Source organism: Cobetia amphilecti (assembly GCF_032923285.1).
In the GTDB taxonomy this organism is placed as follows: Bacteria; Pseudomonadota; Gammaproteobacteria; order Pseudomonadales; family Halomonadaceae; genus Cobetia; species Cobetia amphilecti.
Map to the genome: position 1 here is coordinate 2,362,674 of NZ_CP136695.1, position 13,159 is coordinate 2,375,832.

The following is a 13,159-nucleotide window of genomic DNA, read 5'->3' on the forward strand; positions in this document are numbered from 1 at the left end:
GAGGCTTTCTGGTGCGGCGCTGTCGCATGTGACAACAGGTTGATGCGGCAAGAGAGCAGACTCTCGCTGAAGGGTCAGTCCTTCATCTGACGCGGGCGCGTCATGGCCTGCGGGGACAGCAGTGACTCCAGACGTACTTCATCCAGCAGGCCTTCCTCACGTACCAGTTCCAGCACGCTGCGACCGCTGACCAGGGCTTCCTTGGCGATGCGGGTGGCATTGTCATAGCCGATATACGGGTTGAGCGCAGTGATCAGGCCGATGGAATTGTTGACCAGCTCGGCGCAGCGATCACGATTGGCGGTGATGCCGATTACGCAGCGATTCTTGAGCATGGTCATGGCGCGGCTCAGCTGGCGGATGGAGTCGAGCAGCTTGTAGGCGATCAGCGGTTCCATCACGTTGAGCTGCAGTTGGCCGGCTTCCGCCGCCATGGTCAGCGCGGTGTCGTTGCCGATGACATCGAAGGCGACCTGATTGACGGCTTCCGGAATCACCGGGTTGACCTTGCCCGGCATGATCGAGCTGCCCGGCTGCTGAGGCGGCAGGTTGATCTCGTTGAAGCCGGTGCGCGGGCCTGAGGACAGCAGGCGCAGGTCGTTGCAGATCTTGGACAGCTTGACCGCCAGGCGCTTGAGCATGCCGTGGAACAGCACGAAGGCGCCCATGTCGCTGGTCGCCTCGACCAGGTCCGACGCCGGACGGAAGTCGATGCCGGAACGACGCGCCAGAGCCTCGATCGCCAGTGCGCTGTAGCGCGGGTCGGCATTGATGCCGGTACCGATCGCGGTTCCGCCCAGATTGACCTCCTTGAGCAACTCATTGAGGTTGGCGATGCGATCGACGTCTTCACGCAGAGTGTTGGCGAAGGCGCGGAATTCCTGGCCCAGCGTCATCGGGACCGCGTCCTGCAGCTGGGTGCGACCCATCTTGACCACGTCATCGAATTCCAGCGCCTTGCTGGCGAAGGCATTGGCCAGTTCGCTCAGCGCGTCCACCAGCACCGAGTGGCTGCGCAGCAGGCCGACACGGATGGCGGTCGGGTAGGCGTCGTTGGTGGACTGAGCCATGTTGATGTGATTGTTGGGGTGCAGCTGCTGGTAATCGCCTTTCTCGTAGCCGAGGAATTCCAGGCCCAGATTGGCGATCACTTCGTTGGCATTCATGTTGGTCGAGGTGCCGGCGCCACCCTGAATCATGTCGACCACGAACTGATCATGATGATCGCCATTCATCAGACGCGCACAGGCGTGCTGGATGGCATCGTGCTCGCGCGTCTCGAGATAGCCCAGCGCATGGTTGGCTTCGGCGGCGGCGGCCTTGACCAGCGCGAGCCCTTCGACGAGACGTGGGAAGTGCGACAACGGCACGCCGGAGAGATGGAAGTTGTTCAGCGCGCGCTGGGTCTGCACACCGTAGTAGGCATCAGCCGGCACCGGCTCGCGCCCGAGGAGATCCTTTTCAAGTCGGAAGCCGTTGGCCAGTGCCTCACGCTCGGCATGGCTCAAGTCGGCCGGCGTGGAAGTTGCCGGGGTGGCATTGGCGGCGATGGGGGTTTCCGAGAGATGGTTCACTTGGGCGGAACTCCTGGCTGAAGTACACTGTGGCGCTTGAATGGCGGCTAGGTGGACAAGGGTAACCAGCGCAGCCCCTCGGCGGCCAATGCCATTCAACGCTGCCGTATACGTCAAACGCATAAGACGAAGGTGGTGGTGCGCCGCGACGCACCATTCTCCATGACAAGACCCTGCATGACCGGCCAGGCAAGCCTCGCTTGGGCATGTTCGACATTTTTGGGAGTTCGGGTGAACCTGGAAACTAAGTGGTTGGAAGATTTCGTTGCGCTGTCCAATACCCGCAGCTTCTCCACCTCGGCTCGCCTGCGACACGTTACCCAGCCTGCGTTCAGCCGCCGCATCCGTGCGCTTGAACAGGCCGTGGGCACTACGCTGGTCGACCGCTCGACGACCCCGGTCAGTCTGACGCCAGAGGGCCAGTTGTTCCTGGTCACCGCGCGCAACCTGACAGAGCAGCTGTCAGAGTGTCTCGCCCACCTGCGCGGGCTGGGCATGGCCAACGAGACCCTGGATATCGCGGCCGCGCATTCGCTGGCGCTGGCCTTCTTCCCCAAGTGGATCTCGCGTCTCCAGCAGGGCCTGGGGGAGTTGCCGACACGCCTGTCCGCGATGAATGTCGGCGACGCCATTCACTCGCTGCGCGAAGGCAACTGCGACTTGATGCTCGCCTATTACGACCCTTACGCCAGCATGCAGCTGGACGCCGAGGCCTTCCCGTCCTTCTCGGTCGCCAAGGTCAACATGCTGCCGGTGTGCGTGCCGCTGGAGAATGGCGAGCCACGCTTCCCGCTGACCGGGCAGAGCGAGACCAGCCAGGATGCGATTCCCCTGCTGTCCTATACCCAGGGGGCATTTCTGGGTCGCAGCGTGAAGATGCTTTTGAAGAATGATCCGCTGCGCCTGCGCCTGCGCACCGTCTACGAGATGGCGATGGCCGAGGGCCTCAAAGGCATGGCCTTGCAGGGCGTCGGCATGGCGTGGATTCCGGATTTCTGCATTCGCGATGAGCTGGAAAGCGGCAAGCTGGTGCGCGCAGGCAACGAGGCGTGGGATATCCCGCTGGAGATTCGTCTCTATCGTTGCTCCCTTGTCCACAAGCCCGGCATCGACAAGCTGTGGAAGCAGCTGATGAATCTGCCGCGAGATTTCCTCGAAGCCTAAGCCCGAGAGTTGCAGGCGAAGACAAAGACAAAGGCGAAGACAAAAGAAAAGCCAGGTGTCTTCTGACGAAAACGGCAGCCCCGCGGGGCTGCCGTTTTCGTTGTGCTAATGCAGGGAAGTGTGCGCACCTGCATAGGCCGTTCCGGGAAGTCAGAAACTGCTTTGGCCTGCATGCAGGCCGAGGAAATTCTGAATGATGAAGAAGTGGTCCTCGAAGAGGGTGTCAGGCTCCAGATCCGCCAGCGCGACCCAGCGTGCCTGCTCCTCGTTCTCGCCGCCGCCGCTTCTGAGTTTAGGGAGCTGCTGCTCCGGTCGCAGGGCGAAGTAGAAGGCCTCTGCCAGGGTGCGTCCGCGCCAGCTGCGATGCGGCGCGTCAAACAGACGCTGTCCGCGCAGAGAGCCACGTAGCACAGGTTCCGGCACCTTGAGGCGCACACGCTCCTTGAGCTCACGCAGGCAGGCATCCAGCAGGCGCTCCTGGGGTTGCACGAAGCCGCCAGGCAGGGCGTAAAGCCCCTTGCCGGGTGCCGCGCGACGTGTGGTGAGCAGCACATGACCAGACTGCACCACCACGGCGTTGACCGTAATGAACAGTGGCGGGTAGGGCGCATCGCTCCAGGCGGCGCGATATTGCTCCAGCAGGCGACGTTCCTCGACCAGCCCTTGCCACGCAGTCTCATCCAGGAAGCCATGCAGGTGCTGAGCCACCGGCGGTGGCAGCAGCTCCAGTCCCTCGTTGTCCAGCCAATCCTCGGCGCGGGCGCGCTCGGTGAAGATGACCTCACGAATACGGCTGGCCTCCATCCCCTCGCGCAGTGGCACCGCCACTGACTCCCACTGCGGGAAGAGGCTCAGGTAGTAGCTTGACTGGCTGTTGCTGTCACGACGATTGGCACCGATCAGTGCGATTCTCGGCATCCGGTTGGCCTGCGGACGCGCGATATCGCGTACCTTGCGCTGCACATCACGTACCCAGACATCGTCGTTGTAGAGGGCGTCTAGCAACGGCACGATTTCCAGGCGCGCATTGTCGGCATCGTCAAAGCAACTGCGGATCATGCGCGTGCGTTCAGAGAAGGTGAACGGGTTGCGCAGTGAACGTGCCTGCCAGGCAGAACCGACCAGCACGATGACCTGCCGCGCGAGGCGCAAGGCTTCTTCCATCACGGCAACATGGCCATGGTGCATGGGTTGGAAGCGACCGATGAAGACTAGACAGTCGTACTGGGTGTCGGCGATCGCGGGAGAATCCTGAGTGCGAAGCGTTGCAGCGGGTGCAGAGGGCAACGTTGTTGTCGAAGGCATGATGAGCTCCGTGGCAGGCAGGATGGGGCGGCGTATGAGGCGCTTGCCCAGTGAGATTCCGCTAGCGTATCAGATTATGTGCATGCGCCGAACGGCTTGCCATCCACTCCTGTCTGGTAAGGGTTATTCAAAAATTTATCCCGTTATCTTGCTGAAGAAAACTCAATAATCTAGCAACTTCTCGGTCTTCGGGGACATGGGGAGGCCGTTGCGGTAAAGGAGAGACGCCAAAGAGGAGAAGAGGGAAGGGAGGAAGGAAAGGGGAAAGTGAACTAGCGCGAATGCACAAACCGAGACAACGCCCGCCAGCAATGACGCTGACGGGCGTTGTCTCGGTTTGTGGCAAGTCCGATGGCAGGCCCAGGCGGGCCTGCCATCGGGCGCCGGATCAGGACGCTTTGGCGGTCAGCACGTCGGTGATCCACTCGACGACCTTGTCGCCCTGGGCATTGACGCAGACGTCGACCAGTGGCGTCTGGGACCACTGGTTGCCGAGGAATTCGCGACCCTTAGGGGCGAACAGCGTCTGACCTTCGGCCAGGCCTTCGACTTCGACATTCAGGTGGCCGCGCTCGGTAGTGAACAGCTCCGGCTTCATCAGCCAGGCGAGGGCACAGCTGTCGTGCGGGCAGCAACCATCGATGCCGCGCGCTTCCTGATAGAAGGCCTTGTAGAACTGATAGCTGCCGGACAGCACTTCGCCGAGTGCGCCCTGCGCGACGCGGATGCGCTCGACATGGGCCGGAGACAGCACGCAGCGGTGCGTCGCATCGAGACCGACCATGGTCAGCGGCCAGCCGGCGGTCAGCACCTTGGCGGCGGCATGCGGGTCATTGAAGATGTTGGCTTCGGCGACCGGTGAGACGTTGCCGCCTTCACGGATGGAGCCGCCCATGATGACGACCTGCTTGACCTTGCTGATGATGCTCGGGTCCAGCTGCAGTGCGGTGGCCAGATTGCCCAGCGGGCCGACGGCGACGAGGGTGATCTCGCCCGGACGCGCATTGACCTGCTCGACGATGAACTGCGGTGCGCTGATGGACAGCGCCTTGCCCTTGGGCTCCGGGATCTCCATGTTGCCAAGACCATTGGCGCCGTGGATGTGCGCCGGCGCCGGGAACTTGTCCTTGACCAGCGGCTGGGCAGCGCCCTGGGCGACCGGAATCTCCTGACCCGCCAGTTCGCCCAGCAGCAGGGCGTTGGAGGTGGCCGTCTCGATGGTAACGTTGCCGAAGGTGGTGGTCATGCCGAGGAATTCGATGTCCGGATGCGCCAGACAGATGGCAATCGCCTGGGCATCATCCACGCCCGGATCGGTATCAAAGATAATCGGTGTTTTCATGCTGACCTCGTGAAAGAAGTGACCTGCAATAGAGGGCGTTACGCCAACAGGGCGCCCATGAGGTGACACGGGCACGGCACGGGCCACGTGGTAGTGCCCCGTGCAGGTAGTTCAGTCGTTCAGAGACTTGTTGCTCGAAGACTCAGTTGCTCAGGACGTCGAGTGTCGGCCATTCGGCCAAGGCAGCGGCGACATCACTGGCCAGCGGGATGCTCGGCGCTGCGCCTTCGCGGCTCACGCACAGGGCAGAGGCGGTGCTGGCACGACGCAGGCTTTCCTCGATGCTCTGGCCTTCGATCTGGCTTGCCAGGTAATAGCCGATGAAGGTGTCGCCTGCCGCGGTGGTGTCCACGGCATTGACGCGGTGCGCCGGCAGCTGGATGCGCTGTTCCCCCAACTGGTAGCAGACGCCTTCACTGCCCAGAGTCATGACCACTTCGGTATCAGGCAGACGAGTGTGCAGCGCGGCGAGCAGGGTGGCGACAGGCGCGCTCTCTTCCAGCTCGACCAGCTGTGCCGCTTCACCGCGATTGAGGAACAGCACCTGGCAGTGTTCCAGCGGCAGGCGCAGGACATCAGCACCCATCGGGGCCGGATTGAAGGCGATCTTCATGCCCTTGGCATGTGCAAGCTCGATGACCTTGCCCAGTGCGTTGCACTCATTTTGCAGCAGCAGCCAATCTCCCTGTGTCACGCCGGAGAACAGCGTCGCGAGATGCTCATCGGTGAAACCGTGATTGGCACCCGGATGCAGAATGATGCTGTTCTCGGCGTGGTCGTCCACTTGGATGATGGCGTGGCCACTGGCGCTGGCGCTCAGCTCGACCTGCGAGGTGATGACACCGGCGCTTTCCAGCGGCTCAAGTGCCCAGCGATCACTGTTGCCAAGGCGGCCCCAGTGCGTGACGTCGCCTCCGGCGCGCGCAAGCGCGAGCGACTGGTTGGCACCCTTGCCACCCAGTACCTGACGGTAGGAGAGACTCGCCAGGGTTTCACCCGGTCGTACCAGGTGAGGTACCCGGTAGACGTGATCGATATTGATAGAACCGTAGTTGTAAAGCATGCAGCCTCCTTGGGGGCGAGCATCCTAGCAAAGCCTTGGCCGCCTGTCCCCAGTCGTATCACCAAGGTCTGACCTTTAGGTCATGTTTAAGCGTTGAAGCTATTAGCCTCTTGGAACGCAAGAGAAAGTGCATACTTCCTGTCATCTCGCTGGATTCAGGATAGTCGCCCATGTCGGAGTCGAAGCAACCCGCCGTCACGATCAAGAAGTGGGTCTGGCGAGCACTCTTCACCAGTACCATGATTCCGTTGCTGTTGGTCGAGACCGCCCTGGTGGCGGTGTATTTCGTGTCCAATGACGAGATTCGTGATGCCAACCTCAATTACCTGCAATCCCAGTCGAGCAGTGAGCTCAATCTGGCGATGCTACGGGAGGCCAAGTCACTCAGCGAGCAACTGGAACATGTCCAGAACCTGTCACGCGGGCTCGGTGCCCAGGCAGGCGAACTGGCCATGGGCGACGCCAGCACTGGGGTGGCGGCTCGCGAGATTGCCCGTCACGCAAGCTTGCTAAGCGGTGTCTGGGCCAGTCAGCAGACGGCGGACAATCAGGGCAGCGGCTTCTATCCCGCCTTGCCAGGCCTCGAGCAGGACATTTCCCTGGCACTGCGCATGACAGCGGTCGACCCGATCATGCGCAGTGTCGTATCTTCGCACTCGGCCGTGGTGCAGTCCTTCGTCACGATGGCCGACTGCTATGTCCGCCTTTTCCCCTATGTCGATCTGGCCTCGCTGGTGCCAGCCGACCACGATTGTCGGGATTTCTCCTTCTTCTATCTGGCCGCGCCAGAGGCAAATCCCTCGCGAAACACCATCTGGACCGATATCTACTAAGACCCGGCCGGCAATGGCTGGATGGCGTCGGCCGTCAGTCCCTTCTATTCCGAGCAGGGCGAATTTCTCGGCGTCGCCGGCGTCGACATGACCCTGGACGTGATCGTCAATCAGGTGCTGGCGATGGAGCTGCCTTGGCAAGGATTCGCGATGCTGTTCGATGCCGAGGGACGCTCACTTGCCGTTCCGCGCGCCGGTGAGCAGTTGTTGTCGCTGCTGCCGCTGGAGCTTCCCGATGCCAATGACCTGCAGGAAGAAGATGTCATTCGGCCCGCCCAGTTGGAGCTGAAAGGTCATGACGTCTTCAAGAGACTCGCGCCCCGTATCCTCGAGCAGCGGCGTGGCCTGGAGAGCGTCAATGTGGCGGGGGCAGTCTACAAGTTGGCGTGGGAGCGCTTGCCGGGCAATGGCTTGATCATGTTGAGCATGGTCGAGGAGAGCGCTGTCTTCTTTCGTACCGCCGAGATCGGGCGCAACTTCCAGCTGGTGGGCATGGCGTTGGTCGGTGGCCTGATCCTGTTCTATTTCAGCTTCTTCATTCTCATGAGCTGGCGTACGCACCACATCAGCCGTCGCCTTTCGTTGCCGCTGGCCGAGCTGCGTGAGCGCCTGCATCGCATCGGTATGGGCGCGGATGTCGAGTCCGCCGGTTACAGTGGCATCGGCGAGCTGGATGATGCCAACGCCACCGCCGAAGAGATGTACCAGCGGCTGCGCCAGACCCAGAGGGAATTACAGTCCAGCGAGCGTCGTCTGCTGGACTCTCTAGTAGCCAGCGGCGATAGCCTGTGGGAAATGGACATTCCTGCACGCATCGTTCAGATCCATCCCAATCTATGGAAGATGCTTGGTGCTTCGGGTCACGAGCCGTTGGCGATGCGCGAAATGGACTTCGATCGCTTGATCCACCCGGAGGATCTCGAGCAGGTGCATGCGCTCAGGCACAAGATCATCACTACCTACGGCGAAAGCTGTGAGTGCCAATACCGGATGCGCGCGCCGCAGGAAGAGGACCTTCTGCAAATCGAGGCGATGGGAATGAGTGAGGCAGGCATGGACGCCGGAACAGGCAAGGCTGGCGATATGTCCCTGCAACAGCGGAGCATGGCTGTTGACGATGGCGGTGTGCAGGAGGGAGGTGCGCAAGAGGGCGACGAGAGAGAGGGCGGCACGCGGTGGGTATTGTTGAGCTCACGCGGTCGTGTGGTGTCGTGGGACGCTGAAGGCAATGCCCTCAAGGCGGCGGGCATGCATATCCGCATCCGCTGATGCCAGGCGACTCATAAAAAGCCCCCGACTCGGCGTATATGCCGGTTCGGGGGCTTTTCGTGACGTGCCGATCACACCTGCCACTCGGCGTCAGTGGCTGTCACCGCGAGGCTGTGGCCGTGTCAGGCGTGTTCGCTCAGGAATGTCTCGATATTGGCCAGACTGAGATCGAGCATGTTCTGGCGCGCCTCCTGGCTGATCCAGGCATTGTGCGGCGTGACGATCAGGTTCAAGGGCGCACTCGCCGAATGGTGCTGGCTTTCCAGGGCCGAGAGCAGCGAGTGGCCTTCACGTGGCGGCTCCTCCGGCAGGCTATCCACCGCCAGGCCGCCGAGTTGTCCGGTGGCCAGTGCCTCCAGCGCTCCGTCCTCGTCGATGATGCCCCCGCGGGCACAATTGACCAGCAGTGCACCGGGCTTCATGGTGGCGAGCGCCTGCTCGTCGATCAGATGGTGCGTCTCTGGGGTCAGCGGGCAGTGCAGACTGATGGCGTCAGCCTGGGGTAGCAGGCTTTCCAGCGCGGGGCGCTCGGCAGTGGGGGCTGTGCCCGGTCGGGCGGCAAAGGACACGCGCATGCCGAACGCCTCGGCCAGCCTGCCCACCGCAGTGCCCAGCTCTCCCTTGCCGATGATGACCAGATGCTTGCCGGACAGCTGCATCACGGGGCGTCCCATCAGGCAGAAGGTCGCGCTGCGTTGCCACTCGCCCGCGGCGATGTCGGTCTGGTATTCCGGCAGGCGGCCTGCCAGTGCCAGCAGCAGCATCCAGGTGTGCTGCGCCACCGAGTGAGTGCCGTAGGCATTGACGTTCATGACCCTAATGCCGCGTGCTTCGGCGGCCGCCATATCGATATTATTGGTGCCGGTCGCCATCACCGCAATCAGCTTGAGGGTCGGCAACTCATCCATATGGTGCGCCTCGATACGTACCTTGTTGACCAGCACGATGGAGGCACCGCCCAGCCGTGGCACCACTTCCTCGGGCGCGGTCGCGTCATGACAGACCAATCCTTCCAGACGGGCCTCGAGGCGCGAGAAGTCCAGCCCGTCACCGACGGAGCCGGCATCGAGCATGACGGCCTGCGGGGCGCTGGTGGACGAGGCGGGCTCGTACTGAGAGGAAGCGGGCGTGGAAGAATGAGAGGGAGACTGCGCAGTACGATCGTGATCGGACATAGGTGCCTCATGATGGCGTAGGAAGATAGATAGAAAGACAGAAAGGCTGGCCCGGAAATGGCGAGTACGTAGCGTCTGGGCCGGTTTGTGCTTGGGTGTTGCCCCGCACGGGGCCGAGCACGCTATAATGTGCCCCTTTCGCTTTGACTTGAAAGCCGCTCAACTGGCCTTATTGTAGGCGTCTCTTGCTGGTGCTTGCGAAAGCTCTCATGTTGGGGCCGCAGGTGCGCTGAACGCAAGACGCGCCGCAAGGCATAACATTGTCATGGTTCACGGTGCTCAGACAGCCCCGTGACCAGTATTGTCAGGAAAGAAAACCATGCCGATCTATGAATACCACTGCAAGGCCTGTGGCCATCGGATGGACAAGTTGCAGAAGATCAGCGCTGCGCCACTGACGGAGTGCCCGGAATGCAAGACGGACCAGCTCGAGAAGCTGGTCTCCGCCGCCGGGTTCCGTCTGGCAGGCAGTGGCTGGTACGAGACGGATTTCAAGTCCGGCAGCAAGAAGAATCTGGCCGGTGGTAGCGACAGCACCGCCTGACACAGCTGGGATAGTGCGTCAGGCATCAGCGTGATGAGGGTCAGGGGCGCCCAGCGGGTACCCTTGACCCTCATCGCCAACGGCAGGCCCTCTGAGACAGATGCGCATAAGCGCGTCGATCATGAATTTGAGCAACAAGGAATCAACATGCGCAGCCACTATTGCGGCAAACTGAACGAGACCCTGATCGATCAGGATGTCACTCTGTGCGGGTGGGTGCACCGCCGTCGCGACCACGGTGGCGTCATCTTCCTCGACATGCGCGACCGTGATGGCATCGCCCAGATCGTCGTCGATCCGGACACCGTCGATGCCTTCGCCACTGCCGACAAGGCGCGCAGCGAGTTCGTGCTGCGTATCAAGGGCCGTATCCGTCTGCGCCCGGAAGGCACCCAGAATCCGAACATGCCGACAGGCATGATCGAAGTGCTGGCCAAGGACGTCGAAGTGCTCAACACCGCACAGACGCCGCCGTTCCAGCTCGACGACCACAACAAGGTCGGTGAGGAAGTTCGCCTTAAGTATCGTTATGTCGACCTGCGTCGTCCCGACATGATCGAGAAGCTGCGTCTGCGCTCGCGCATCACTCACAGCGTGCGCACCCAGCTCGAAGCCCTGGGCTTCCTCGATATCGAAACCCCGATCCTGACACGTGCCACGCCGGAAGGCGCACGTGACTATCTGGTGCCGAGCCGCACCTACGCCGGCAGCTTCTTCGCACTGCCGCAGTCTCCGCAGCTGTTCAAGCAGCTGCTGATGGTCGCCGGTGTCGATCGTTACTACCAGATCGCCAAATGCTTCCGTGATGAAGACCTGCGCGCTGACCGTCAGCCGGAGTTCACCCAGATCGACCTCGAAGCCAGCTTCGTCGACGAGCAGGACATCATGGGCATGACCGAGACCATGATCCGTGGCCTCTACAAGGAAGTGCTCGATGTCGAGCTGGGCGACTTCCCGACCATGCCTTACTCCGAGGCCATCAGCCGCTTCGGTTCCGACAAGCCGGACCTGCGTATCCCGCTGGAACTGGTCGATGTCGATGACCTGATGAGCGGCGTGGACTTCAAGGTCTTCTCCGGTCCGGCCAAGGACGACAAGGGCCGTGTCGCCGCACTGCGTGTGCCGGGCGGTGCCAGCCTGTCACGCAAGGAAATCGACGCTTACACCAAATTCGTCGGCATCTACGGTGCCAAGGGCCTGGCGTGGATCAAGGTCAACGAACGTGCCAAGGGCGTCGAGGGTCTGCAGTCGCCGATCGTCAAGTTCATGGAAGACGTCGTGGATGAAGTGCTGGACCGCTGTGGCGCCGTCGATGGCGACATCGTGTTCTTCGGCGCTGACAAGGCCAACATCGTGGCCGAGGCCATCGGTGCGCTGCGCGTCAAGCTGGGTGAAGACCTCAACCTCTACACCCGCGAGTGGGCACCGCTGTGGGTCGTCGACTTCCCGATGTTCGAAGCCGATGCCAACGGCCGCCTGAGCGCGCTGCACCACCCGTTCACCGCGCCGTCCTGCACGCCGGAAGAGCTCAAGGCCAACCCGGAAGCGGCACTGTCTCGCGCCTACGACATGGTCATCAACGGCACCGAGCTGGGTGGCGGCTCCATCCGTATCCACGATCAGGCCATGCAGCGTACCGTGTTCGAGGTGCTGGGCATCGGTGAAGAAGAAGCGGAAGAGAAGTTCGGCTTCCTGCTCGACGCCCTGAAGTTCGGCGCGCCGCCCCATGGTGGTCTGGCCTTCGGTCTCGACCGTCTGGTGATGCTGATGACCGGCGCCAAGACCATTCGTGAAGTGATTGCCTTCCCGAAAACCCAGAGCGCCGGCTGCATGATGACCGACGCCCCGGGCGTGGTCAGCGGTGAGCAGCTCAAGGAGCTGAACATCCGTCTGCGTCAGAAGGTCAAGGTCGAGGACGAAAGCGGTCAGGCCTGATTCAGCGGCGCATGACCGAGAGAGTGACTGGTGGGGCCGTCTGGACTGATTCGATCAGTCAAGGACGGTCCCGCAGTGGCAGGTTTGTCCCTTTGGCCTGGTAGGCGAGGGGGCGAGCAAGCCCGACAAGGCGGTGCGAGACTGTTTGCTGGCGTTCACGTCAGGCAATGACAGTGTCGCACCGCCTTTTTTGTGGCATGGTGGCTGGTTATATACACAGTAAGAGCGATGGCGCGATGACGACAGCGAAGACGCAAGGTGTGAGAAGCGAGGCGGCAGCATGATCATTCTTGGCATCGACCCGGGCTCACGTCTGACCGGGTATGGGGTATTGGATGTCTCTGCGGCTCAGCCTCGCTATGTGGACAGTGGCTGCATTCGCATGTCACAGGTCAGCCTGGATCAGCGCCTGGCGCAGATCTATGCCGGTATCAGCGAGGTGATCGCCCTGCATCGCCCCGCGGAATTCGCCATCGAGCAGGTCTTCATGTCCAAGAACGCCGATTCGGCGCTCAAGCTGGGCCAGGCGCGCGGGGCTGCCATCGTGTGTGCGGCCAATCACGGCTTGCCGGTGTTCGAATATGGGCCGCGGCAGATCAAGCAGGCCGTGACCGGTACCGGTGCCGCCGAGAAGTCTCAGGTGCAGCATATGGTCACGCATACGCTCAAGCTTTCCGCCACGCCGCAGGCCGATGCCGCCGATGCGCTGGCCATTGCCCTGACGCATTGTTTCGCGCGTCGACGCCTGACGCCCGGCAATGACCAGCTGGAAGCCTTGGGGTTGGGGAATACCAGTCGACGCAAGGGGACCCGCGTGCGGCGTAGCAGCAGCTGGCGAGACTTCGAGCCCGACGCCTGACATGCCGCTGAGCGACAAATGCGGTATTGTGCTCAATTAATAGCGATTTTTCAGTCACTTGTAGAGTGTCTGCCGAGCCTGGCAGCAGCCGATTGC

The 13,159-nt window shown here is 61.9% G+C and carries 11 protein-coding genes; 6 read left to right on the forward strand and 5 right to left on the reverse strand.

From position 1 onward, the window contains the following. Positions 1-74: 74 nt before the first annotated feature. Entirely contained in the window at positions 75-1,484 is a 1,410-nt protein-coding gene (locus R1T44_RS10130) for an aspartate ammonia-lyase (RefSeq protein WP_234368313.1), read from the reverse strand. Between the two features lie 321 nt (positions 1,485-1,805). On the opposite strand from R1T44_RS10130, the gene R1T44_RS10135 reads away from it, so the two are divergent. After that, positions 1,806-2,738, forward strand: a complete 933-nt coding sequence (locus R1T44_RS10135) for a LysR substrate-binding domain-containing protein (RefSeq protein ID WP_054556694.1) — start codon at positions 1,806-1,808, stop codon at positions 2,736-2,738. Positions 2,739-2,888: 150 nt separating this feature from the next. Here the strand turns inward: R1T44_RS10135 and R1T44_RS10140 are convergent, their stop codons facing one another. The 3 genes from R1T44_RS10140 to R1T44_RS10150 form a co-directional block, all read right to left on the reverse strand. Further along, positions 2,889-4,043 (reverse strand): bifunctional nicotinamide-nucleotide adenylyltransferase/Nudix hydroxylase, encoded by a 1,155-nt coding sequence (locus tag R1T44_RS10140; RefSeq protein ID WP_107334817.1) that lies wholly within the window; start codon positions 4,041-4,043, stop codon positions 2,889-2,891. 388 nt (positions 4,044-4,431) lie between these two features. Then, positions 4,432-5,385, reverse strand: a complete 954-nt coding sequence (locus R1T44_RS10145; RefSeq protein WP_317291944.1) for a nucleoside hydrolase — start codon at positions 5,383-5,385, stop codon at positions 4,432-4,434. Positions 5,386-5,527: 142 nt separating this feature from the next. After that, complete coding sequence (locus R1T44_RS10150; RefSeq protein WP_054556692.1) at positions 5,528-6,448, reverse strand: ribokinase; 921 nt, start codon at positions 6,446-6,448, stop codon at positions 5,528-5,530. 170 nt (positions 6,449-6,618) lie between these two features. On the opposite strand from R1T44_RS10150, the gene R1T44_RS10155 reads away from it, so the two are divergent. Together R1T44_RS10155 and R1T44_RS10160 are read left to right on the forward strand one after the other, a co-directional pair. After that, the gene (locus R1T44_RS10155; protein ID WP_317291945.1) at positions 6,619-7,281 is read left to right on the forward strand and encodes a hypothetical protein; all 663 of its coding nucleotides are present in this window, start codon (positions 6,619-6,621) and stop codon (positions 7,279-7,281) included. A 21-nt stretch (positions 7,282-7,302) separates the two neighbouring features. Then, positions 7,303-8,550, forward strand: a complete 1,248-nt coding sequence (locus R1T44_RS10160) for a hypothetical protein (RefSeq protein WP_317291946.1) — start codon at positions 7,303-7,305, stop codon at positions 8,548-8,550. Between the two features lie 122 nt (positions 8,551-8,672). Here the strand turns inward: R1T44_RS10160 and R1T44_RS10165 are convergent, their stop codons facing one another. Next, positions 8,673-9,725, reverse strand: coding sequence for a D-2-hydroxyacid dehydrogenase (locus R1T44_RS10165; RefSeq protein WP_317291947.1), 1,053 nt, complete (start codon positions 9,723-9,725; stop codon positions 8,673-8,675). 319 nt (positions 9,726-10,044) lie between these two features. On the opposite strand from R1T44_RS10165, the gene R1T44_RS10170 reads away from it, so the two are divergent. The 3 genes from R1T44_RS10170 (at position 10,045) to ruvC (ending at position 13,063) form a co-directional block, all read left to right on the forward strand. Beyond that, positions 10,045-10,269, forward strand: coding sequence for an FmdB family zinc ribbon protein (locus R1T44_RS10170; protein ID WP_043333602.1), 225 nt, complete (start codon positions 10,045-10,047; stop codon positions 10,267-10,269). 147 nt (positions 10,270-10,416) lie between these two features. After that, positions 10,417-12,204 (forward strand): aspartate--tRNA ligase, encoded by a 1,788-nt coding sequence (gene aspS, locus R1T44_RS10175; RefSeq protein WP_284726098.1) that lies wholly within the window; start codon positions 10,417-10,419, stop codon positions 12,202-12,204. Between the two features lie 280 nt (positions 12,205-12,484). Beyond that, positions 12,485-13,063: a crossover junction endodeoxyribonuclease RuvC gene (ruvC, locus tag R1T44_RS10180; RefSeq protein WP_043333606.1), complete on the forward strand. Its 579-nt coding sequence runs from the start codon at positions 12,485-12,487 to the stop codon at positions 13,061-13,063. Positions 13,064-13,159: the final 96 nt, after the last annotated feature.

Excerpts from the sequence above, each read along its gene's own strand:
- R1T44_RS10155 (WP_317291945.1), top strand. The coding sequence starts at position 6,619 with ATGTCGGAGTCGAAGCAACCCGCCGTCACGATCAAGAAGTGGGTCTGG.
- R1T44_RS10150 (WP_054556692.1), bottom strand. The coding sequence starts at position 6,448 with ATGCTTTACAACTACGGTTCTATCAATATCGATCACGTCTACCGGGTA.
- R1T44_RS10145 (WP_317291944.1), bottom strand. The coding sequence starts at position 5,385 with ATGAAAACACCGATTATCTTTGATACCGATCCGGGCGTGGATGATGCC.
- R1T44_RS10160 (WP_317291946.1), top strand. The coding sequence starts at position 7,303 with ATGGCGTCGGCCGTCAGTCCCTTCTATTCCGAGCAGGGCGAATTTCTC.
- R1T44_RS10140 (WP_107334817.1), bottom strand. The coding sequence starts at position 4,043 with ATGCCTTCGACAACAACGTTGCCCTCTGCACCCGCTGCAACGCTTCGC.
- ruvC (WP_043333606.1), top strand. The coding sequence starts at position 12,485 with ATGATCATTCTTGGCATCGACCCGGGCTCACGTCTGACCGGGTATGGG.
- R1T44_RS10165 (WP_317291947.1), bottom strand. The coding sequence starts at position 9,725 with ATGTCCGATCACGATCGTACTGCGCAGTCTCCCTCTCATTCTTCCACG.
- R1T44_RS10170 (WP_043333602.1), top strand. The coding sequence starts at position 10,045 with ATGCCGATCTATGAATACCACTGCAAGGCCTGTGGCCATCGGATGGAC.
- aspS (WP_284726098.1), top strand. The coding sequence starts at position 10,417 with ATGCGCAGCCACTATTGCGGCAAACTGAACGAGACCCTGATCGATCAG.